Genomic DNA, 21,030 nt, shown 5'->3' with positions numbered 1-21,030 from the left:
TTTATTTACTCTCCAAAACAACTACAGAAAAAGGAGGTAAAGTAATCTTCAAATTCCCTCTTTTGAATTTAAAATCTTTAAATTGTTTCGGAATTATTTTTTCTGGACTATCAAAAGTATTGTGATCCTGAAGATTTTCAGAAACCAATATTTCTGCATTAAAATCATCGATATCAAATCCTGAAAGATCAAATTCAACTTCGTTCTCTTTTTCAGAATCTATATTCACCGCGGAAATATGAATAACATTCTTATCGTCTTTAGACGCAGATACTGATACTGCAGGTAGAGATTCTCCTTCATAAGAATATTGAGGGGAATCAAATGAAACCGGAAGTAATTTAGCATCTTGATGAACTTTATACATTTCCATTACATGGTACGTAGGTGTCAATAACATCTTAGCTCCGTCAGTTAACGCTACTGCTTGTAATACATTAACAGTTTGAGCCAGATTTGCCATTTTTACACGTTTACTGTGATTATTGAAAATGTTTAAAGACACTCCCGCAATCATGGCATCACGCATTGTATTTTGCTGATATAAAAATCCAGGATTCGTACCATCCTGAACGTCATACCATCCACCCCACTCATCTACGATAAGCTCAATATTTCCTTTAGGATCATATTTATCCATTATCGCACTATGTTTAGTTACCAGCTCTTCCATTTTTAAAGCTGTTTGCATAGTAGAAAAATACTGTGCTTCGTTAAAATCTACAGCATCTCCTTTATCACCCCATTCTACAAAAGAATAGGAATGTAAAGCCACACCTTCAATTAAATTATGAGGAACATCACGCATTAAAACTTCTGTCCAATGATAATCGTCTACATTCGCACCAGATGCGATACGATACAATCCCTTATCGTTATTCCAACTGGTCATAAAGGTCGCATATTGCCGATAGAGATTTGCGTAATATTCTGGTGTCATGTTTCCACCACAACCCCACATTTCATTGCCTACACCCCAGTATTTAACTCCCCAAGGTTTTTCTCTTCCGTTTTCTTTACGAAGATCTGCCATAGGACTTGTACCATCATGATTTACATATTGGATCCAATCTGCAAACTCTTTTACGGTACCACTACCGATATTCGCCGCTAAATAAGGCTCGGCTCCAAGCTCTTCGCATAGATTAAGAAAATTATGCGTACCAAAGCTATTATCTTCGGTAACTCCGCCCCACCATTGATTTACAATTGTTGGGCGATCCTCCTTAGGACCGATCCCGTCCATCCAATGATAAGTATCCGCGAAACATCCACCTGGCCATCTTAAAACTGGAATCTGAAGATTTTTTAAGGCTTCGATCAAATCATTTCTTACACCATCGGTGTTTGGAATATCACTGTCTTCTCCAACATATAAACCATCATAAATACTACGCCCTAAATGTTCTGCAAAGTGCCCATAAATATTACGGTTAATTCTTAAAGAATCTTGATCCTCAATTTTAACTTCAGTTTGAGCACTAAGTCCTGTAAATCCGATTAAAAATAAAACTATCGATAATATTGTTAAGCTGTTTTTCTTCATAGTCAATTAAAAATGGTTTATTAATTAGCTGAATTTGGTTCAGCATTTGGATTAACATCAAGTTCAGATTGCGGGATAGGTAAATATTCTTTACCCGGTCTCCAAGAATTGAATTCATTATCACGTTCTCTAAGTTCAGCTAACTTTTCAGCATCGTATAACCATCCCCATCTTCTAATGTCGTGCCATCTGATACTCTCAAGAGCTAACTCCAGTGCCCTTTCGTGAGCTATTTGATCTCTCATTTCTTGCTGAGTAAGGTTCGGAGATACCGTTTCTAAATCTGGTAAATTTGCTCTATTTCTAACCTGATTAATATATTGATAAGCATCCTGAGTCTGCCCTAACTCGTTTAAAGCTTCTGCATACATAAGTAAAACGTCAGCATATCTCATTAATCGATAGTTAATTTCAGACAGCTCTGCACTTCCTTGGCTTTCAGATTCAAAACCTAGTCCATCATGTGTATATTTTCTTGGGTAAATAGCTTCATCAGCATGTGGCCATTCCACTCCACCATAAACCGTTGTTGAATTTGCGTCTGGTTCGTAAGAAGCAATCGATACAAGTAATCTTGGATCTATGTTATCATTTGCTGTCTCTTCTTCTTTATACTCGCTATAAATCCAACGTGTAGGCAGAAAATCTGAATAACCAAATCCATCCTGCGCATACGTATGACCAACTGACGAAACTTGCATCCATGAATTTTGAGGCTCTCCACCATAATTTTTGGCAGATCCACCAACTTGATCTGGATTAGCAAATTGAACTTCAAATAAAGATTCTGCATTATTTTCACTAAAAGGACTAAAATTATCTCTATAATCATCCATCAATGAATATATATTTACATCTGGACCATCAATCAATTTTTTGAATTCTGCAGCGGCTTCACTCCATTCTTCTTGATATAAATGCGCTTTACCTAAAAATCCCGTAGCTGCACCTTTTGTGGCTCGTCCTAACTGACTACGATCTGGTCCAGTAACGTTCGAATAATCAACCGGTAACATGGTTTGAGCCTGTGAAAAATCAGATTTTATTTGTGTCCATAATTCTTCTTCGGTACTAGTAGGTATATAATAATCCTCCTCTCCCTCGGCAGCTGTTAAAGGCACAGGTACTCTTTGAAAGTTTATGGCCAAATGAAAAAAGGCTAAACCTCTTAAAAAATATGCCTGTCCCATAATTCTCTGTTTCAGATCCTCATCCATTTCAATATCCGGAGTGTTTTGTATTACCTGGTTGGCTCTAAATACCTGTTGGTAATAGGCTTCCCACATCCATTGTATAGGAGCTGAAGTGGGTAAAATAGTGAAATTTGAAATTTGACCTAAATCCGGCCACGGACTATCTGCTCTAAAATCATCTGCACGACCATCTGTTAAAGCAGGCGTCATTCTCATATAATAACCATCATTAATTAGTGGCGTATATGTTGCATTTACTCCTGCTAAAGCCTGATCTCCATCAGCCCAATATTCATCAGCAGTCATGTTGTTAGGGTTGTATAAATCGAGTTCGTCTTCACATCCTGTTAATGCTAGCAAGCCCAACGAAAAAGTTAAAATTTTATATAATTTCATGATATTTTTTTTTAAAATGATAAATCAACACCAATCATAAACGTTCTTGGCCTTGGATAAGTTCCATTATCAAAACCAGGCTCTAATATTCCCGAATTAAAATCTGGATTATATCCCTTATAATGTTGGAAAGTATGCAGGTTCTGAATTGTTGTATATACTCTAAATGAATCTAAAGTATCAGTAAAAAGATTCTCTGGTAAAGTATACCCTAAAGACAAGGTGTTGATTCTAAGATAATCTCCTTTTTGCAACCAACCTGGTCTGTTGGAGTCTCGTGCATTGTTATTAGGGTCATCTGCAACAACACGAGGTATATTCGTATCTGTGTTATCCGGTGTCCATCGATCCAATATATCTTCATGAGCATTTATGTATCCAGTGGAAAGCATTAGCGATCTATATAATCTACTATTTATATAATAACCTGCTGCTCCCGAGGTAAATAATGTAAAATCAAAATTTTTATAATTAGCTGCAAAGTTCAATCCAAAAGTTACACTTGGAAGGGCGCTACCTAGAAATGTTCTATCATCAGCATTGATTTCACCATCACCATTTAAATCTTGAAACCTTACATCCCCGGGCGCAGCTCCTGGTTGAAGTGCATGATCATCCACTTCTGCCTGAGTTTGAAAAATACCGTCATAAACAAATCCGAAATGCTCACCAACCTCTCTACCGATCTGTGTTCTAGATCCTGCACCTCCAATAGGTTCCTGATTTCCTCCTAATGCTAATACTTCATTATTTATTGTACTTGCGTTGGCAGATATATCGAAATTTAAATCATCACTTGTATAATGATAAGTTATTTCTCCTTCAATACCAGAATTCCGAATTCTTCCAGAATTCACCAAAGGACGAACATTAACAGAGCCCGTAGAATAAGGAATAGGAACTCCTACTAAAATGTCTTCTGTTTCTCTGTTATAATAGTCAAGAGTCAAATCGAACTTCCTATTAAATAAGGTTGTTTCTATACCGATATCCAAAGACTTTGTTGTTTCCCAAACAATATTATCATTTATTACACTAGTTTGAAGTCCACCTAGAACTCGTTCTAAATTGAAGTTATAAGGTACAGTTCGGTTGATAACAGCCTGATATAAATAATCGCCAATATTTTGATTTCCAAGCTCTCCATAACTTGCTCTTAATTTCAAATTACTAACTAACCCGTCTGAAACATTGAAAAATTCTTCATTATTAATTCTCCAACCTAACGCCAATGAAGGAAAAGTACCCCATCTATTAGCTTCTCTAAATCTAGAAGAACCATCCCTTCTTATGGTAGCGGTAAGTAAATAACGATCATCAAAATTATAGTTAAGTCTACCAAAATATGACGCAATAGAACTTTCAATTTGCTGACCTCCTACTGTTTGGTTAATACCGTTAGAAAGGATTGGATAATAAGGCTTAGGTAAGTCTTCAGAATGCGCAGTTCTAATTACAGTCTTATTTTCTTGATATGTTTGACCTAAAATAAGATCAAAAGTATTTTTACCTAATGTAGTTTTATAATTTAAAGTATTTTCAATAAGACCTACGGTGTAAATTGTAGAATTATCGTCTAAACGAGATATTCCAGATCCAAAGAAATAACCCATCTCAAATTCTGGCACAAAAGAAAAACTTCTTACATGAGTTTTGTCATAACTCGTGTTCAACTTATAGGTTAATTCGTGATTATCGTTATCAATAATCTTAAATTCCGGATTAACAATCGCAAAGATTCTATCTACTTCTACGTTATTTGTAAAAAGGCTGTTGATTCCTGGCACATTCAAAACAATTTCTTTGTGAATGTCAGAAGAAGTTCCGGCGTAACCACCTTCATTGTTTTCATCATAAACTCCTAAAGTTGGTATTGCGTTGATTAGATCATTTATTAAAGGAGGACGACCTCCAGTCAAAACATCGTCTCTAAAAGTTAATGAATTTTCAAAGCTATGCGTATAGTATAAAGATGGAGATATCTTAAATCTTCCTTTCTCCATTACGGTATTAATTCTTCCAGAATATCTTTCATAATCTGGTCCATTACCTACGAAAACACCTTCATTTTCAAAATAATCAATAGAGGCATTATAAGTTATATTTTCACCACCACCAGATAATCCAATGTTATGGTTTTGCCTGTGTCCACTTTTCAAACCAACTTCTTGCCAGTCTGTATTAATATCATCTACAAATAAATCTGAATTTGGGTCATTTCCTGGTATTAAATCCTGACCTGCATTACTTCTTTTTTCGTTAGAAATCATCTGATAATCTTCTCTACCCAAAACAGGCATTCTTTGAGCAACTTCATCAATACCATAATATCCGCTATACTGAATTTTTAATGGCGAATTCTTTCTACCTTGTTTAGTAGTAATAATAACAACCCCATTAGCAGCTCTAGATCCATAAATTGCCCCTGCAGAAGCATCTTTAAGAACCTGAATACTTTCAATATCATTTGGATTAAAATCCCTGATCGATGTTCCAACTGGCACACCATCTACAACATAAAGTGGCTGGCTATTACCAAAAGTAGCGACTCCTCGAATTCTAACATTTGCTCCAGCTCCTGGCTGTCCATCGGCAGTTACCGTAACACCGGCCGTTCTACCTTGTAGCATTTGAGAAACATCACTGTTAGAAACTTTTTGCATTTCGTCGGTGTCTATTACACTAACCGATCCGGTAAGATCTTCCTTACGTTGAGTACCATATCCAACTACAACGACATCATCTAAAGCATTCAAATCATCAGATAATGAAACATTAATTTCAGTTTGGGTACCAACTGAAACCTCCTGCTGCTTATATCCAATAAAGGAATAAACAATTACATCGTTTGCGTTAGCCTCAATAGCGTAATTACCATCGATATCGGTAACTGCTCCATTGTTTGTACCCTTAATAATAACGTTAACGCCGGGCAGTGGAAGACCATCGCTTTCAGAAGTTACAGTACCAGTAATCAACTGGCCATCTTGCGCATTAGCAGAAAAGCCTATAAATATAAAAAAGGCTAAACAACGAAAAGGTTTTCGTAGTGTACTAATTGCTCTTAAAAGTAATTTTAAAATTAGCATAAGTTAAACTTTAGTTTATAAGTGTGAATTTTACATTTCCAAATATAATTAAAGTTTACTTAATTTAGCAAATGTTTTTTTACATATTTTTAACTTTACCTCTTAAAATAAACGAATTTAATAATTATAAACCGCTTAAAGTGTAGTATCCTGTGGTATCATGCTTTAAATGTTAAAATTTATTATGTTTTAAAAAAGTTAAGGCTATTATGATTTATTTTTGAAAAAACCTAAATTGCCCAACTAATTCCAACCAATGATTCATAGTTATAGTTCCGAAGATAAAATTCTGCTCGCTGTAGACTGTATTATTTTTGGCTTCGATGACGAAGAGCTAAAAATATTACTGATTAAACGTGATTTTGAACCAGAAAAGGGAAAATGGTCACTAATGGGTGGCTTCTTAAAAAAGGATGAAAATTTAGACCACGCAGCAAAACGAATTCTACATCATTTAACAGGGCTAAATAATGTATATTTAGAACAGTTATATAACTTTAGTAAGGTAGACCGAGATCCTGTTGAAAGAACTCTATCCGTATCTTATTTTGCTCTTATAAATATTACTGAGCACGATACAGAGCTTACAGAGAATTATTCTGCTAAATGGTTTTCCTTATCTGAAGCACCATCGTTAATTTTTGACCACGGTAAGATGGTAAAACATGCCATAAGTCGATTAAGATATAGAGCTTCCAATGGTCCAATTGGATTTGAATTATTACCAGAAAAATTTACAATGCGTCAGTTACAAAAACTTTATGAGGCGATTTTAAACGAAGATCTGGATAAAAGAAATTTTATTAATAAGATAAATTCATTCGATATACTGGTAAAGCTAGAGGAAAAAGACATGAGTTCTTCCAGAAAAGGTTCTTTTTTATACAAATTCGATCAAGAAAAATATAAGAAAAAAACAGATGATGGCTTTTCTTTTAAACTTTAATTTTAAAATTAAGGCAATTTCTTATTGATTTTACTAAAAGTGTCCGCCTTAAAATACTCCATTTAAATGTTGAGCAATTAAAAAGCCAGACGTTTCGGCCTGGCTTGTTTCAAAATATGTTTGGGAGCTTTCTTATCCTAAAGTTATAGTTTTTGTAATAGTATGCCCTGCTACGTTAAGAGCAATCACATAGTTTCCTGCAGGAACTTCAGAAAAATCGAATGTTTTCTTAACTACTAAATCGTTACTTGTAGAAGATGTCATTAGATTACCTGCTTGATCGTAAACCTTAAAAGTTGCGTTATTATAGCTTGGGTTTGTAAAAGATACTAATACCTTGTCTTCTATTGTTTTGTAAAAAGGTTTAAAGAAAATTTTTGATGCGCTCTTATTTACTTTAACTCCTTCAGCATCTTTAGTTATAACAGTAGTAAGAATACTATCGTCTTTCTCAAAATTTAAAAAATATGTACCGGTAGGAATTGTATGAAGATCTAATGCTTTTTTATAAGAAGTCTCCATAAGTGCATCTTTAAAAAGAACTTCACCATTAGTATCTGTAAGAACCAAAGTAGATCCTTTTTGGCTATGATCTAATTCAACTACTAATTTATCATTGTTTATTTTAACTTCTATATCTTTAGCGCTCAAAGTATTAGTTAATACTAATGCTAAAACCAAAACTGCTATTCTAGATAGATTTTTCATAATTTTCGGGATTTTTGTTAATTCTCTAATTATTGTTTAGCAAATATAAAACGAAACTAAGCTGTAGCTAAGTAGAAAATATACTAAAACATGTTCTATATTAACCGAAAATATTATCGTAAATCTATTATATTGCAAATTGAACACATATGGGTTAATTTTAGACATAATTAATTATTCATAAAAGATACCCTAAATTCCACTAAAACGTTATCGATATGATAAAATCACAAAGAGCAGCTTTTCAAAAGATAGAACCTCAATTTGGTAGTTCTTTTAAATACGAAACTTTCGATTATCACCATCAAAATCAAAATAATAACTTTTGGCATTATCACCCTGAAATCGAACTTGTATACATAAGCAGTGGATCTGGAAAGCGACAAATAGGAAGTCATGTTTCTTATTACCGTCAGGGAGACCTTATATTAATAGGATCTAATTTGCCGCATTGTGGTTTTACTGAGAAACTAAATAAATATGAACGAGAAACTGTAATTCAAATTCATCCAGAGTTTTTAGGAGATACTTTTTTTAATATTCCTGAAACAAAAAATATAGTAACCCTTTTGGAAACTGCTAAAAAGGGTATTGTATTTCACGGAGAAGACAAAAGATATATAGGTGAAAAAATTGAAGAACTTAAGTATCGTACACCATTTAGTAGACTTATTGCACTCTTAGAAATTTTTAATCATCTGGAAGAAGCCAAAAATTACACCATTTTAAATGCTAAAGGCTTTGTTTTAGAAACAGAGCTTCAGGATAATAATCGTATTAATCTAATTTTCAATTTTGTAAAAGAAGAATTTAAGCGTTCTATAGCCTTAGAAGAAGTAGCAGAATTAACCAGTATGACGGTACCGGCTTTTTGTAGGTTTTTCAAAAAAATTACCGGAAAAACCTTCACGCAATTTGTAAACGAATATCGACTTTCTCACGCTGCTAAACTTTTACACGAAGAACAAATGAGTATTACTGATATATGTTTTGAATGTGGTTTTAATAATTTTAGCCACTTCAATAAACAGTTTAAAAAATTCACAGGAAAGTCTCCTTCTATCTATAGAAACGAATTACGGGTGCAGATTTCATAAAAAAAGTCCGCCAAATAGCGGGCTTAATATTTTTCAGAATAAAATAATTCCTTAATCGTGCATAAACTTTTGCTTTTCTAGCAATACTTCTTCACTTTCTACGTGATCGTCATCTGGTACGCAACAATCTACAGGGCATACCGCTGCACATTGCGGCTCTTCATGAAAACCTTTACATTCTGTACATTTATCTGGTACAATATAATAGTATTCATCACTTACCGGTTCCTGCGCTTCTTCTGCATTTGCCTCGGTACCCGATGGTAAAACGATATCACCAGAAAGATCGGTACCATCTGCATAGCGCCAATCATCTGCTCCTTCATAAATCGCAGTATTAGGACATTCTGGCTCACAAGCGCCGCAGTTTATACATTCATCTGTTATAATGATTGCCATAGCTGTTTTTTTAAGTTGTAAAAATAAAACGAATCTTATTTTCTGTCCCAGCTTTTAGGAAATTTTATAGTTTTTCCAGCTAGGAAGTTTTAATTTCGCTTTTACAAATTTAACGTGAAGCCTTTTCATAACCAAATCTAGGAATGACAATAAAAGAACGGATTTCATATTTTTCCAAATTAGGCGATTTTCTTAAGAATTTTAAAGCGGAAGACACTTCTGCTTTAAATCTTTCAGAAATAGATAGAAAATATTTTGATAAACTTCAAGAAAAAGTAAACTCAGCTGTACATTACAATGGCTGGTTTACTAAAGAAAATGTTTTATTCTCTTTAGACCAGTGGAGTAAAGCATTAACTTCAGAAAATCTTGAGACCTGGATGGCTCCTTATAATTTTCAAGAAGAAGAAAATCCAAAAACGATTGCCGTGATTATGGCGGGAAATATTCCTTTGGTTGGATTCCACGATTTTCTAAGTGTTCTTATTAGTGGGCACAATGTGCTTATTAAGCAATCTGATAACGATAAGCAGCTTTTACCGATTCTATGTGATTATTTAGTTGAGTTAAATTCAGAATTTGAATCTAAGATCAGAATTACAAAAGATCGCCTGGAAGATTTTGATGCAGTGATCGCCACTGGAAGCAACAATACCGCGAGATATTTTGAATATTACTTCAAAAATAAGCCGAATATTATTCGTAAAAATCGAAATTCAGTCGCTGTAATAACCGGTGAAGAATCCAAAGAAGAATTGAAATTGCTTGCAGAAGATATTTTTAGATATTTTGGTTTGGGATGTCGCAACGTTTCAAAATTATTTTTACCTAAAAATTACGATTTTGATCATTTCTTTAAAGGAATTTATCATTGGAACGATATTATCAATCAAAATAAATACGCAAATAATTACGATTATAATAAAGCGGTTTATTTAATGAGTCAGTTTAATATTCTAGATAATGGATTTTTAATGCTGAAGGAAGATGAAAACTACGGCTCCCCTATCTCTGTGTTATTTTACGAATATTATGACGACCAAAACCAACTTCAGCAACGTTTAAATGATGAGGCTGAAAAGTTGCAGTGTATCGTAAAAAAGGAAACTTCAGCAAAAAATGAAGTGAAATTTGGAGAAACACAGCATCCCAAATTATGGGATTATGCTGATGCTGTAGATACCATTCAGTTTTTAATTAATCTAAACTAACTAATTTTGGGCATATTATAAAATTTGAAATTGCGTTAAAAATCATCAAATTTTATAAGCCTTAAAAAATTCCTTCTAATAGGACAAACTTGAAGTTACTATGAAAAAACATAATTTTAGCGCCGGCCCATGTATTTTGCCACAAGAAGTTTTTGAAAAAGCATCTCAGGCGGTTTTAGATTTTAACGATAGCGGACTTTCAATCTTGGAAATTTCACATCGTAGTGATGCGTTTGTGTCGGTAATCGAAGAAGCGCGTTCTTTGGTTTTAGAACTTTTAGGACTTCAAAACAAAGGCTATCAAGCGCTATTTTTGCATGGTGGCGCAAGTATGCAGTTTTTGATGGTGGCGTACAATTTACTTCAGAAAAAAGCAGCGTACACCAATACCGGTACGTGGAGTTCTAAAGCTATAAAAGAAGCTAAAATGTTTGGCGAAGTTGCTGAGGTTGCTTCTTCTAAAGATAAAAACTTTAATTACATTCCAAAAGATTACCAAATCCCTGAAGGCATAGACTACTTTCACTGTACCAGTAACAATACTATTTATGGTACCCAAATGAAATCTTTTCCCAAAACTACTGCTCCACTTGTTTGTGATATGAGTAGTGATATTTTATCTAGAACTTTAGATTTTTCTCAATTTGATTTGATCTATGCCGGTGCGCAAAAAAATATGGGGCCTGCGGGAGTAACTGTTGCAATCGTCAAAGAAGATATTCTAGGCAAAGTAGAGCGCCAAATCCCTTCGATGATGGATTATAAAGTACATATCGATAAGGATAGCATGTTTAATACGCCTTCTGTTTTTGCAATTTATACTTCTTTACTGAATTTAAGATGGTTAAAAAATAAAGGCGGAATTTCAGGAATTGAAGCTCAGAACGATGCAAAAGCAAAATTACTTTATACTGAAATAGATCGAAACCCGCTATTTAAAGGTTTTGCTGAAAAAGAAGATCGCTCTACTATGAATCCTACTTTTAATCTTACTGAAGGAACAGATAAAGCAAGTTTCGACAAACTTTGGAAAGAAGCTAATATCAACGGTATAAACGGGCATAGAAGTGTGGGAGGATATCGTGCTTCTATGTATAACGCCCTACCTCTAGAAAGCGTACAAACACTTGTTGATGTAATGCAACATTTCGAAAAAATCTCTTAAAAATTAAAATTAAGCAATACATGAATATTTTAGTTACCGATGGACTTTCACAAGCCGCAGTTTCACAATTAACCGAAGCTGGTTTTAATGTATTATCGGTTAAAGTAGCCCAACCTCAACTAAAAGAATATATCAACGCTAAAAAAATTGAAGGCATTATTTCACGATCTACTTTTATTGAAAATGAAATTGTAGATCAATGTCCACAACTTAAGTTTATTGCGGTAATTGGTGATCAAAAAATAGTTGATTCTGTAGAACGCACCGAAAAAAATGGAATACAAATCATCACATCGAATGTTGCAGCAACAAGATCTGTAGCCGAGCTTGTGTTTGCACATCTACTGGGTGGCAGTCGTTATCTGCATCATGCCAATAGAACCATGCCTTTAGAAGGTGATATGAGTTTTAAAGACTTGAGGAATTTCTATGCAGGCGGAATTGAACTTAAAGGTAAGACGCTAGGAATTATCGGTCTAGGAAAAGTAGGTCACGAAGTGGCTAAAATAGCTTTTGGTTTTGGAATGAAAGTTATCGCTACCGATCCTAATGTTGCGGAATCTAATATTCAGCTGCAAATTCAGGATCAAACTGTAAATATTAAGCTTGAAACCGTTTCTTTAGAAGAAGTTTTAAAAACTTCAGATTTCATAAGTATAAGCGTTTCTACTCAACAAAAACCACTAATTGGCACCAAGGAGATTGCCATGATGAAACCTGAAGCAGGAATCATTAATATTTCTAACGGAAATGCAATAGATGAAGAAGCCTTAATCGCAGCCTTAGAAGATGCTAATCTGAAATTCGCAGGTTTGGACACTTTTGATAACGAACCGAAACCAGCCATAAAACTTTTAATGAACGAGAGAATTTCATTAACGCCACATATAGGTAGCCTTACCAGTGCAGCCACCGAAAGTGCCGGAGATTTAATTGCGCAAGAAATTATCTCTAAATTCCACGGAAAATCGGGAATGGATTTTTTTAAATAGCTTTTTATCAGGATTATAATATTGCTTTAACAGCCCGGCTAGAATTTATTGATTACATTCAAACAAATGAAAAATTATGGCCTCAATCTTAGATATATTAAACACAAATCTTGGTAACGAGCTTATAAGTAAAGCTTCAAATGAAACCGGAGAATCTTCAGAAAAAGTTTCTTCGGTTTTAAGTATGGTACTGCCTATTATTCTGGGTAATTTCAAAAATAAGATACAGGAAGGTAGTATTGATAGCTTATACGAATTACTAGAAGAAGCTCCAGATCCTTTTAAATTTTTGAAAATATTTTCAGAAAAAGACAATAAAGAGCTTATTAAATGCGGAGAGGATTATAGTGAAATTATTTTAGGTGAAAATTTAGAGAATATCGCTAAAACCATTAGCGATTCTTTGAGTATACCACCAAATTTGGTGCAAAAAATCGCGAAACTTGCTATCCCTGTGACCATTGCTGTCTTAAGTATCCAAAAACAAAAAGAGAATTTAAAGAATGATGATATTGAGTTGTTAATAGATAGCGCACTTGGATCTTCTTCAAAATATAATAACTCTTTTTTAGAGGTTATTTTGGATCATCAGGAAGGTGCTAATATTATAAATGAAGCTTCTGGTATGGTATTAGGCAAGCATAATAAAAAAGAAAGTGTTTTAAAAGGATACACCGGTGGCAAATAAATATCTTTTTAACTAAATTGCCCTAATGAAAAACGTACTTTATTTAGTCTTAATGGTGCTGTTTGTATACAGCTGTGGTTTAACCAAGAATAACGGCAGAAGCGGCAGAAACGCCAATACTAAAAACGATACCGTTCGCATTGCAAATGATAGTTTAGAATATGAAATTATAATTATAGAGCCTGGTTTTAATCTTTTTATAAATAGTATTGCAAGGCCAGAAGGTTATTATTCTCAAAATTACTTAGAAAATAAAAACCGCATTTTAGTAACAGATTATAATAACCGCGTGCTCCAACCGATGCGTTATAACGATAATCTTTACGTGCAGCAAATTAATTACGATCCTCAGATCGATTATGGGTACGAAGTAAATTATCTTCTATACTATTATTTTGTTTATTTAAGCCGGCAATATAATCAAAGGTTTAGCGTCCCTACTCGCATTTAAGAGTTGAACTCTTTATAACTTCATTGGTTTTCATATCTTTGCACTATGGAGAAATTAAAAGAACGCTGGGGATTAACTTCTAACCGCCAGCTTATTGTAATCTTTATAGTTTTTGCAATTACCGGATCCACGGCCGCAAAATTAGCAACACCGGTTACAGCTTTTCTAGGCATTACTTCAGAGCATGGATGGTATATCTACTGGCCCGCAAGAATCTTGCTTATATTTCCTATTTATCAGGTTTTGCTAGTAGTAATTGGATGGATTTTTGGCCAATTTGAGTTTTTCTGGGCTTTCGAAAAAAAAATGCTAAGCCGATTGGGATTGGGTAAATTTTTTAAGTAATAGATGATTAAAACCCTTAAAAATATCCTCATAGTTTTTGCGGCGTTTATTATCGTATTCCCGGCAATTGCTAATTGTGCACATATTTTTAGCGGTCATCATCACGGTCTTTGTGATAATTATGCGAAACAACACATCCATCAGTCCGATTTAGATTGTAATCTTGCAAAATTTCATCAAAGTCCTTCTTTTAATTTCGGTGTTTTCACATTCGAGCCTGTTGTGATTAACACGCAGGTTAAACATATTTTTAGTGTTTACGATTTTTTAAGTGATTACCAAAAACTCTCTTTTGAGCTTCGAGGCCCTCCTGGCCTATCTTAATTAAAGCTCTTAATTTTTCGATATTCTTTCTTCGGAATTAATTTTTTCGTCATCCATTTAAAAACTTCACAATGAGAATGTTACTCATTACATTGCTTTTTACGGCAATGGCTCCCATTATATATGCTCAAAATCAATTTAGCGGAAATATAACCAATCAGGAAACCGGTGAACCTGTTTTTAGTGCCACCGTTTATTTTCCTAGATTAGAAAAAGGTACAACTACTGATATTGATGGTAACTTTACAATTAAAAATTTACCATCAGGAAATTATAAATTAGTGGTTTCTTCAATTGGTTTTACCTCGTATTCTAATGAAGTAAACATCCCTTCATCCAACTTCAAGCTTCTTTTAAATCCTTCCGCAGTAGAAATGGAAGAGGTTATTGTTTCTACACCTTTTCATCAATTACAAAGTGAAAATGTGATGCGTGTAGAACGCGAGAGTGTTTCTGAACTCAACAAGAAAGGTGCGGTAACGCTTGCTGACGGAATTTCACAAATTGCCGGAGTAGAAAATTTAAGCACCGGCGTAGGGATTGGAAAACCTGTAATTCGAGGATTAAGCTCAAATCGAGTGCTTACGTATACTCAAGGTGTTCGTATGGAAAATCAGCAATTTGGTGGCGAACATGGTTTGGGAATAAGCTCTAAAGGTATTGGTAGTGTAGAAGTTATTAAAGGCCCTGCTTCTCTTCTCTACGGAAGTGATGCATTAGGTGGAGTTCTTTATCTAAATCCCGAGCAATATGCTTCTGCTGGGGAAACTAATGCTGAAGTCAACGGAGATTATTTCAGTAATACTTTAGGTTATCAAGCCAGCGCTATGGCTAAAACCTCGGGAGATAAATTAAAATTTATCGCTCGCGGAAGTCTTGCAGAACATTCAGATTATAAAGCTGGTAGCGGTGAGCGTGTTACCAATACGAGATTCAACGAAAAAGATTTAAAAACCGGAATTGCATATCAAAATGCTAAATTTAAATCTGATTTGAGATATAATTTTAATCGTAGCGAGCTAGGAATTCCCGAGGAAATTGCTGAACAAACGACATCGAAAACTCTTGTGTTGCCATACCAACAAATCGATAACCATATTCTTAGTTTAGACAATAAAATCTATTTTGCAAATTCGAGTATCGATGCAAAATTTGGTTATCAGTTTAACAATCGAAAAGAATTTGAAGATCATCACGAGCATGGCGAAGAACATGAAGATCATGCTGATGAGGAACATGATCACGAGGGAGAGCATGAGGACCACGACCATGAAGAGGAAAGCGAAGAATTGCATCCTGCTTTAGATATGGAATTAGAAACCTTCAATTATAATATTAAATACAATCTTCCTAAGCTAGGCAATTTTGAAACTATCGCCGGCATACAGGGAATGTGGCAAGAAAATAAAAATACGGGAGAAGAAGTTTTAATACCTAATGCTGAAACGGTAGACTTTGGAATATTCGCTACAACGCATTTTCACTTAACAAAGTGGGATTTTCAGGCGGGTTTAAGATACGATACCAGAAACATCGATAGCGATGTGTATGGCGATACAGATGATGCTGAATATATTCAAGCTGTAGATCGTGACTTTAATAGTTTTAATGGTGCCTTTGGTGCGAAGTATCAGTTTAATAAACATTTAAATGCTCGCCTAAATTTAGCAAGCGGATTTAGAGCACCTAATTTAGCTGAACTTACCAGCAATGGTTCTCACCACGGCGCAAATCGTTATGAGGTTGGAAATGCTAATCTGGATAACGAACAAAACTTTCAGATAGATTTTTCTCTTGAGTGGAGAAATGAACATTTTGAAGCGTTTGCAAATGCTTTTCATAACACGATTAACAATTACATCTATCTAAATCCCACAGGTGAAACAATAAATGAAAATCCTGTTTATGATTATGTGCAAGATGAGGCTGAACTTTATGGTGGTGAGGCTGGTATCCACATACACCCGCATCCCTGGGATTGGTTGCATATAGAAAGTAGTTTTGAAACTGTAACCGGCAAAAGAAGTGATGATGCCTACCTTCCGTTAATTCCGGCTAATAGCATTACAAATACGTTTAGAGTTGAATTTAATGAAGGCGAAATTATCGAAAATAAGTACGCTTTTATTCGCTTAAAGAATGTTTTCGATAAAGAGAACACCAGCGCTTTTGAAACTAGAACTGGTGGTTATTCATTATTAGGGGCAGGTTTTGGCGGCCGTGTTCAATTAGAAAAATCTGAAGTGCAGATATCGGTTAACGGCAATAATCTTTTAGATAAAACATATATATCGCACTTATCCCGACTTAAAACCGACGGGATTGCCAATATTGGAAGAAATATTATGGTTTCTGTGCAGTGGTTTTTATAATCCTGAATTAAGATTTCATTATAAAGAAAAAGCCTGTTTGAGAGTTCAAACAGGCTTTTTTGTTATTTTATAATTGATGATGTTACCAGCTTTCAACTTCGATAGTACGTACTTGACCAACAGTGTCTTTTTTATAAACATAAGTATACAAATACATCAAGGTGAATGTTGGAACGATATCGGTAAATGGTAGAATCTCTTCTATAAACACAATAGCCGAAGCTAATTTTCCTTTTTTACCGGGATACATTTCTCTCATTTTTCGTGCAGCATAAGGTGCCCACAAAATATCCAAAAAAGGCCCGATTAATGGAACTCCCATAGTAACCATACCAATACCATCTAGCAATAGTCCTTTTAAAAACAATTTATCTTTTAGCATCTTTTTTTTGTATTGATTCAGTTAATTAAATCAAATAAAGTGCCAGTTTTCAGATACTTACTAATATTATATAATTATTTCTTAAGTTTTTCGGCAAAAAGCGCATTTAATTTCTGAATTTTAGGATCGATAATATATTGGCAATAAGGTTGTTCTCGATTCTGATTATAAAAGTCGAAATGTTCCGCTTCGGCTTCATAAAACGCTGAAGCTTCGGTAACTTCAGTAACAATAGGGTCTTGAAAGACTTCCTGCTTTTCTAATTCAGCAATAACCTGCTCTGCTATTCGCTTTTGTTCTTCTGAATGATAAAAAATAGCACTACGATATTGTGTTCCTCTATCGTTTTGTTGACGATTTAAAGTTGTGGGATCGTGAGTAGAAAAGAAAATCAATAATAATTCCTGAAAACTTATAATTTCAGGATCAAATAAAAACTGAATGCCTTCAGCATGCCCAGTTCTTCCTGTCACTATTTCGCGATAAGGAGGATTTTGAATAAACCCGCCGGTAAATCCAGATTTTACATCACTTACACCTTCCAGCCGTTGAAAAACAGCTTCGGTACACCAAAAACATCCTGCAGCTAATGTGGCCAACTCTTCATTTTTCATAAATAGCAAATATTTATCTCAAATGTAAGATTTACAATAGCAAAGGCATAGCCCGTTCACGTTATTTTAATAAAAATTGAACGATCGAAACCTCTTAAAATTTCAGAAAATAATTAAAAGATGTTATACTTGGGGGTCGCGATTAAATTAGCTAATTTTCGAGCTCTTTATAGACGTTATGATTACAATTGAAAATATTCATAAGTATTACGGCGATTTACACGTATTAAAAGGTGTCGATCTTCATATCGCAAAAAGCGAAATTGTTTCTGTAGTTGGTGCCTCGGGTGCCGGGAAAACAACCTTGCTTCAGATTTTGGGAACACTAGATTTGCCTGAAAAAAATAAGGAATCTAAACTTATAATCAACGAAACTGATATTTATGGTCTAAATGCTAAGAGCCTTGCGAAATTCAGGAATGATCATATTGGTTTTATATTTCAGTTTCATCAATTGTTACCAGAGTTTACTGCGTTAGAAAATATTTGCATTCCAGCGTACATTAAAAATACTCCAAAAGCCGAAGCCGAAAAAAGAGCGATGGAATTATTAGGATTTCTAGGACTTAAAAATAGAGCGAATCACAAACCTTCTACTTTAAGCGGTGGAGAACAACAACGAATTGCGGTAGCCAGAGCATTAATGAACAACCCTGCTGTTATTTTTGCTGATGAGCCTTCAGGGAATTTGGATAGTGAATCTGCTGAAAATCTCCATAAACTCTTCTTTAAACTTAGAGATGAATTTGGACAGACCTTCGTAATTGTAACACACAACGAAGAGCTTGCCGATATGGCCGATAGAAAGTTGACCATGGTTGATGGTGAAATTGTGTAATCTTCTAAGTAATTTTCGACTAAACATCGCCTCTAAAAGATTATATTTTTGAAGAAAAGCGAATTAAAAGAGTTTCTAGATTTTAAAGTCAATCAATATAACACTCCAGATTTTATAGGTACAGATCCTATTCAGATTCCACACCAATTCAGTAAAAAAGAAGATATTGAAATTGCAGGTTTTTTGGCTGCAACTATTGCCTGGGGAAATCGAAAAAGTATTCTGAAAAATGCGAATGATCTTATGGAACGCATGGAGCGATCTCCGCATGATTTTATCCTGAATTTCCAAGAAAAAGATTTAGAAACCATGGAAGGTTTTGTGCATCGCACTTTCAATAGTATTGATCTTTGCTATTTTATGCGTTCGCTTCAGAATATTTATAAGAATCATGGAAGCCTGGAAGAAATCTTCAGTAATCATGCTACTGCAATTTCGCTTCAGCCAGCAATACATGAGTTTAAAAAGATTTTTTTTGAACTTCCGCATCAAAAAAGAACAGAAAAGCACGTAAGTGATCCGCTAAAAAATTCTGCAGCTAAACGTATAAATATGTTTTTACGCTGGATGGTAAGAAAAGATAACTGTGGTGTCGATTTTGGTATTTGGGGGTCGATTTCTTCTTCGCAACTCTCTTGCCCGCTCGATGTGCATTCCGGCAACATTGCAAGAAAATTAAAGTTACTTAAGAGAAAACAAAACGATGCCAAAGCTTTAGCCGAATTGGATACCGCACTTCGTAAATTAGATCATCAGGATCCAGTGAAATATGATTTTGCATTATTTGGTCTTGGTGCTTTCGAAAAATATTGATGGCCTTATTTGCTTGATTTCGATCTAAAATTGTTAAATTCGTCTTAACGTTTCGCGCAATTTCCGTTTTTTCAATCAGAAAATTGTGAAAATTCAATGATTCAACCCGCTACACCTCTTAACGAAAAAGAACGTTTAAGTTCTCTCAATTCTATAGAACTTCTAAAAGGAGTTTCTGAGGAAGAATTTGATAACATTACGCAACTTGCATCTTATATCTGCAAAACGCCGATCTCACTAATCACTTTGGTTGAAACCGAAAAAAACTGGTATAAATCTAATCACGGTGGGCCTTCCATTACTGAATCTGAAAGAAGACTTTCGCATTGTGCCCATGCCATTTTAGAACCTGGCGATTTAATGGAGGTTCAGGATTTGCGTGAAGATTTACGATTTAAAGATAATCCCTTCACCTCTAGCCCAGAGTCGCCAATTCTCTATTATGCCGGTATGCCCTTGCTTGATAATAATGGTTATGCACTAGGGACCTTGTGTGTGCTAGACACAAAAATTAATAAGCTAGACGAGGATCAAAAAATGGCGTTAAAAGCTTTAGCAAAGCAGGTAGAGAAATTATTCGAATTACGACGTAAAAATCTATATCTAGAAAAGATAAAACAAGAATTAGACGATCACAACTCTTTACTGAAAGATTTTGCCGGAGTAGTTTCTCACGACATGAAAATGCCTTTAGCAAACATGATTATTACTGCAGATTTAATTAAAGCCAGATACAAAGATCATGTAGATAAAAAGGGGCAAGAACATCTCGCTAATTTAAAAAAATCGGCCTTAAAGCTTAGCGACTATATTAATGGAATATTAAATCACTATGAGAGTGATCGCATTGTATCTTCTGATCTTGTTGAATTTGATTTACATCATCTGCTAGAGGATATCATCGATTTGATGAATATTAATGATAAATGCGAAATTAATTTCCCTTCAGAAAATATTATGCTGAATTGTAATCGATCTGCCTTAGAGCAGATTCTAATTAATCTAATAAACAATAGCATTAAATATAACAATAAGGAAGAGATTATTATTGATATTGAAAGTTTTGAAGATGAAAATTTTTACTATTTCACCGTAAAAGATAACGGAATTGGTATCCCCCAAGATCAGGTTTCCAATATTTTTCAGCTATTCAAAACACTTTATATTACCGACAGACAAGGAAATCAAGGAAATGGTATTGGACTTTCTACCGTTAAAAAATTGGTGACCTCCCTTGGCGGAAAAATTAGCGTACAATCAGTTTTAGGAGAAAGCACTTGTTTTGAATTTAGTATAAAAAAGGCGATTAAAATCAACTAAGCACTCTCTATAAGCCTATACCAATTAATTTAAACATCCCGGGTTCTTAAACATCAGTGATAGAAAGAACCAATATTAGACAAAACGAGAAAAAATTCTCTGAGCATTTAATCTCGATTATCAAGTTTCCCTGCCACACAA

Annotated in this window: 20 protein-coding genes; 13 read left to right on the top strand and 7 right to left on the bottom strand. The window is 34.5% G+C overall.

Annotated elements, in window-relative coordinates:
* Position 1 precedes the first annotated feature (1 nt).
* From PBT89_RS07380 to PBT89_RS07370, 3 genes are read right to left on the bottom strand one after another with little or no spacing between them, the layout of a single operon-like run.
* Positions 2 to 1,546: an alpha-N-arabinofuranosidase gene (locus PBT89_RS07380; RefSeq protein ID WP_270064075.1), complete on the bottom strand. Its 1,545-nt coding sequence runs from the start codon at positions 1,544 to 1,546 to the stop codon at positions 2 to 4.
* Between the two features lie 20 nt (positions 1,547 to 1,566).
* On the bottom strand, positions 1,567 to 3,135 hold the full coding sequence (locus PBT89_RS07375; protein ID WP_270064074.1) for a RagB/SusD family nutrient uptake outer membrane protein: 1,569 nt from the start codon (positions 3,133 to 3,135) through the stop codon (positions 1,567 to 1,569).
* Positions 3,136 to 3,146: 11 nt separating this feature from the next.
* Positions 3,147 to 6,224 (bottom strand): SusC/RagA family TonB-linked outer membrane protein, encoded by a 3,078-nt coding sequence (locus PBT89_RS07370; RefSeq protein WP_270064073.1) that lies wholly within the window; start codon positions 6,222 to 6,224, stop codon positions 3,147 to 3,149.
* A gap of 256 nt (positions 6,225 to 6,480) precedes the next feature.
* Between PBT89_RS07370 and PBT89_RS07365 the strand changes: the two genes are divergently transcribed.
* Positions 6,481 to 7,170 carry an NUDIX hydrolase gene (locus PBT89_RS07365; protein WP_270064072.1) on the top strand — a complete coding sequence of 230 codons (690 nt, stop codon included), beginning with the start codon at positions 6,481 to 6,483 and terminating at the stop codon, positions 7,168 to 7,170.
* Positions 7,171 to 7,302: 132 nt separating this feature from the next.
* Here PBT89_RS07365 and PBT89_RS07360 read toward each other — a convergent pair whose 3' ends face one another.
* The gene (locus tag PBT89_RS07360) at positions 7,303 to 7,878 is read right to left on the bottom strand and encodes a T9SS type A sorting domain-containing protein (RefSeq protein ID WP_270064071.1); all 576 of its coding nucleotides are present in this window, start codon (positions 7,876 to 7,878) and stop codon (positions 7,303 to 7,305) included.
* 218 nt (positions 7,879 to 8,096) lie between these two features.
* Between PBT89_RS07360 and PBT89_RS07355 the strand changes: the two genes are divergently transcribed.
* Positions 8,097 to 8,975 carry an AraC family transcriptional regulator gene (locus PBT89_RS07355; protein ID WP_270058247.1) on the top strand — a complete coding sequence of 293 codons (879 nt, stop codon included), beginning with the start codon at positions 8,097 to 8,099 and terminating at the stop codon, positions 8,973 to 8,975.
* A gap of 51 nt (positions 8,976 to 9,026) precedes the next feature.
* Here PBT89_RS07355 and PBT89_RS07350 read toward each other — a convergent pair whose 3' ends face one another.
* Positions 9,027 to 9,374 (bottom strand): 4Fe-4S dicluster domain-containing protein, encoded by a 348-nt coding sequence (locus PBT89_RS07350; protein WP_270058248.1) that lies wholly within the window; start codon positions 9,372 to 9,374, stop codon positions 9,027 to 9,029.
* 143 nt (positions 9,375 to 9,517) lie between these two features.
* Between PBT89_RS07350 and PBT89_RS07345 the strand changes: the two genes are divergently transcribed.
* From PBT89_RS07345 to PBT89_RS07310, 8 genes are all read left to right on the top strand, one after another.
* A complete protein-coding gene (locus tag PBT89_RS07345) occupies positions 9,518 to 10,585 on the top strand; it encodes an acyl-CoA reductase (RefSeq protein WP_270064070.1) in 1,068 nt (355 codons plus the stop codon).
* A gap of 100 nt (positions 10,586 to 10,685) precedes the next feature.
* Positions 10,686 to 11,750 (top strand): 3-phosphoserine/phosphohydroxythreonine transaminase, encoded by a 1,065-nt coding sequence (gene serC / locus PBT89_RS07340; protein ID WP_270064069.1) that lies wholly within the window; start codon positions 10,686 to 10,688, stop codon positions 11,748 to 11,750.
* Positions 11,751 to 11,770: 20 nt separating this feature from the next.
* Entirely contained in the window at positions 11,771 to 12,742 is a 972-nt protein-coding gene (locus PBT89_RS07335) for an NAD(P)-dependent oxidoreductase (protein ID WP_270064068.1), read from the top strand.
* A gap of 76 nt (positions 12,743 to 12,818) precedes the next feature.
* Positions 12,819 to 13,430 (top strand): DUF937 domain-containing protein, encoded by a 612-nt coding sequence (locus PBT89_RS07330; RefSeq protein WP_270064067.1) that lies wholly within the window; start codon positions 12,819 to 12,821, stop codon positions 13,428 to 13,430.
* 25 nt (positions 13,431 to 13,455) lie between these two features.
* Complete coding sequence (locus tag PBT89_RS07325; RefSeq protein WP_270058253.1) at positions 13,456 to 13,881, top strand: DUF6146 family protein; 426 nt, start codon at positions 13,456 to 13,458, stop codon at positions 13,879 to 13,881.
* Positions 13,882 to 13,926: 45 nt separating this feature from the next.
* A complete protein-coding gene (locus tag PBT89_RS07320; protein ID WP_270064066.1) occupies positions 13,927 to 14,226 on the top strand; it encodes a DUF6787 family protein in 300 nt (99 codons plus the stop codon).
* A gap of 3 nt (positions 14,227 to 14,229) precedes the next feature.
* Positions 14,230 to 14,550 (top strand): hypothetical protein, encoded by a 321-nt coding sequence (locus PBT89_RS07315; protein WP_270064065.1) that lies wholly within the window; start codon positions 14,230 to 14,232, stop codon positions 14,548 to 14,550.
* A gap of 71 nt (positions 14,551 to 14,621) precedes the next feature.
* A complete protein-coding gene (locus PBT89_RS07310; protein ID WP_270064064.1) occupies positions 14,622 to 16,922 on the top strand; it encodes a TonB-dependent receptor in 2,301 nt (766 codons plus the stop codon).
* 82 nt (positions 16,923 to 17,004) lie between these two features.
* Here PBT89_RS07310 and PBT89_RS07305 read toward each other — a convergent pair whose 3' ends face one another.
* Together PBT89_RS07305 and msrA are read right to left on the bottom strand one after the other, a co-directional pair.
* On the bottom strand, positions 17,005 to 17,304 hold the full coding sequence (locus PBT89_RS07305) for a hypothetical protein (RefSeq protein WP_270064063.1): 300 nt from the start codon (positions 17,302 to 17,304) through the stop codon (positions 17,005 to 17,007).
* A 74-nt stretch (positions 17,305 to 17,378) separates the two neighbouring features.
* Positions 17,379 to 17,918 (bottom strand): peptide-methionine (S)-S-oxide reductase MsrA, encoded by a 540-nt coding sequence (msrA, locus tag PBT89_RS07300; RefSeq protein WP_270064062.1) that lies wholly within the window; start codon positions 17,916 to 17,918, stop codon positions 17,379 to 17,381.
* A gap of 178 nt (positions 17,919 to 18,096) precedes the next feature.
* Here msrA and PBT89_RS07295 point away from each other — a divergent pair, with 178 nt between their 5' ends.
* The 3 genes from PBT89_RS07295 to PBT89_RS07285 all read left to right on the top strand — a co-directional run bounded on the left by PBT89_RS07295 (position 18,097) and on the right by PBT89_RS07285 (position 20,889).
* Positions 18,097 to 18,756 (top strand): ABC transporter ATP-binding protein, encoded by a 660-nt coding sequence (locus PBT89_RS07295; RefSeq protein ID WP_270064061.1) that lies wholly within the window; start codon positions 18,097 to 18,099, stop codon positions 18,754 to 18,756.
* A 48-nt stretch (positions 18,757 to 18,804) separates the two neighbouring features.
* Complete coding sequence (locus PBT89_RS07290) at positions 18,805 to 19,569, top strand: TIGR02757 family protein (RefSeq protein ID WP_270064060.1); 765 nt, start codon at positions 18,805 to 18,807, stop codon at positions 19,567 to 19,569.
* Between the two features lie 96 nt (positions 19,570 to 19,665).
* Positions 19,666 to 20,889: a sensor histidine kinase gene (locus tag PBT89_RS07285; RefSeq protein ID WP_270064059.1), complete on the top strand. Its 1,224-nt coding sequence runs from the start codon at positions 19,666 to 19,668 to the stop codon at positions 20,887 to 20,889.
* The last annotated feature ends 141 nt before the right edge of the window (positions 20,890 to 21,030 follow it).

Source organism: Zunongwangia sp. HRR-M8 (assembly GCF_027594405.1).
GTDB lineage: Bacteria > Bacteroidota > Bacteroidia > Flavobacteriales > Flavobacteriaceae > Zunongwangia.
This window is presented reverse-complemented; position numbering and strand designations above follow the sequence as displayed.

What these genes read in the sequence shown, in the direction of transcription:
- PBT89_RS07380 (WP_270064075.1), bottom strand. Translation starts at nt 1,546, where the DNA reads ATGAAGAAAAACAGCTTAACAATATTATCGATAGTTTTATTTTTAATC.
- PBT89_RS07375 (WP_270064074.1), bottom strand. Translation starts at nt 3,135, where the DNA reads ATGAAATTATATAAAATTTTAACTTTTTCGTTGGGCTTGCTAGCATTA.
- PBT89_RS07370 (WP_270064073.1), bottom strand. Translation starts at nt 6,224, where the DNA reads ATGCTAATTTTAAAATTACTTTTAAGAGCAATTAGTACACTACGAAAA.
- PBT89_RS07365 (WP_270064072.1), top strand. Translation starts at nt 6,481, where the DNA reads ATGATTCATAGTTATAGTTCCGAAGATAAAATTCTGCTCGCTGTAGAC.
- PBT89_RS07360 (WP_270064071.1), bottom strand. Translation starts at nt 7,878, where the DNA reads ATGAAAAATCTATCTAGAATAGCAGTTTTGGTTTTAGCATTAGTATTA.
- PBT89_RS07355 (WP_270058247.1), top strand. Translation starts at nt 8,097, where the DNA reads ATGATAAAATCACAAAGAGCAGCTTTTCAAAAGATAGAACCTCAATTT.
- PBT89_RS07350 (WP_270058248.1), bottom strand. Translation starts at nt 9,374, where the DNA reads ATGGCAATCATTATAACAGATGAATGTATAAACTGCGGCGCTTGTGAG.
- PBT89_RS07345 (WP_270064070.1), top strand. Translation starts at nt 9,518, where the DNA reads ATGACAATAAAAGAACGGATTTCATATTTTTCCAAATTAGGCGATTTT.
- serC (WP_270064069.1), top strand. Translation starts at nt 10,686, where the DNA reads ATGAAAAAACATAATTTTAGCGCCGGCCCATGTATTTTGCCACAAGAA.
- PBT89_RS07335 (WP_270064068.1), top strand. Translation starts at nt 11,771, where the DNA reads ATGAATATTTTAGTTACCGATGGACTTTCACAAGCCGCAGTTTCACAA.
- PBT89_RS07330 (WP_270064067.1), top strand. Translation starts at nt 12,819, where the DNA reads ATGGCCTCAATCTTAGATATATTAAACACAAATCTTGGTAACGAGCTT.
- PBT89_RS07325 (WP_270058253.1), top strand. Translation starts at nt 13,456, where the DNA reads ATGAAAAACGTACTTTATTTAGTCTTAATGGTGCTGTTTGTATACAGC.
- PBT89_RS07320 (WP_270064066.1), top strand. Translation starts at nt 13,927, where the DNA reads ATGGAGAAATTAAAAGAACGCTGGGGATTAACTTCTAACCGCCAGCTT.
- PBT89_RS07315 (WP_270064065.1), top strand. Translation starts at nt 14,230, where the DNA reads ATGATTAAAACCCTTAAAAATATCCTCATAGTTTTTGCGGCGTTTATT.
- PBT89_RS07310 (WP_270064064.1), top strand. Translation starts at nt 14,622, where the DNA reads ATGAGAATGTTACTCATTACATTGCTTTTTACGGCAATGGCTCCCATT.
- PBT89_RS07305 (WP_270064063.1), bottom strand. Translation starts at nt 17,304, where the DNA reads ATGCTAAAAGATAAATTGTTTTTAAAAGGACTATTGCTAGATGGTATT.
- msrA (WP_270064062.1), bottom strand. Translation starts at nt 17,918, where the DNA reads ATGAAAAATGAAGAGTTGGCCACATTAGCTGCAGGATGTTTTTGGTGT.
- PBT89_RS07295 (WP_270064061.1), top strand. Translation starts at nt 18,097, where the DNA reads ATGATTACAATTGAAAATATTCATAAGTATTACGGCGATTTACACGTA.
- PBT89_RS07285 (WP_270064059.1), top strand. Translation starts at nt 19,666, where the DNA reads ATGATTCAACCCGCTACACCTCTTAACGAAAAAGAACGTTTAAGTTCT.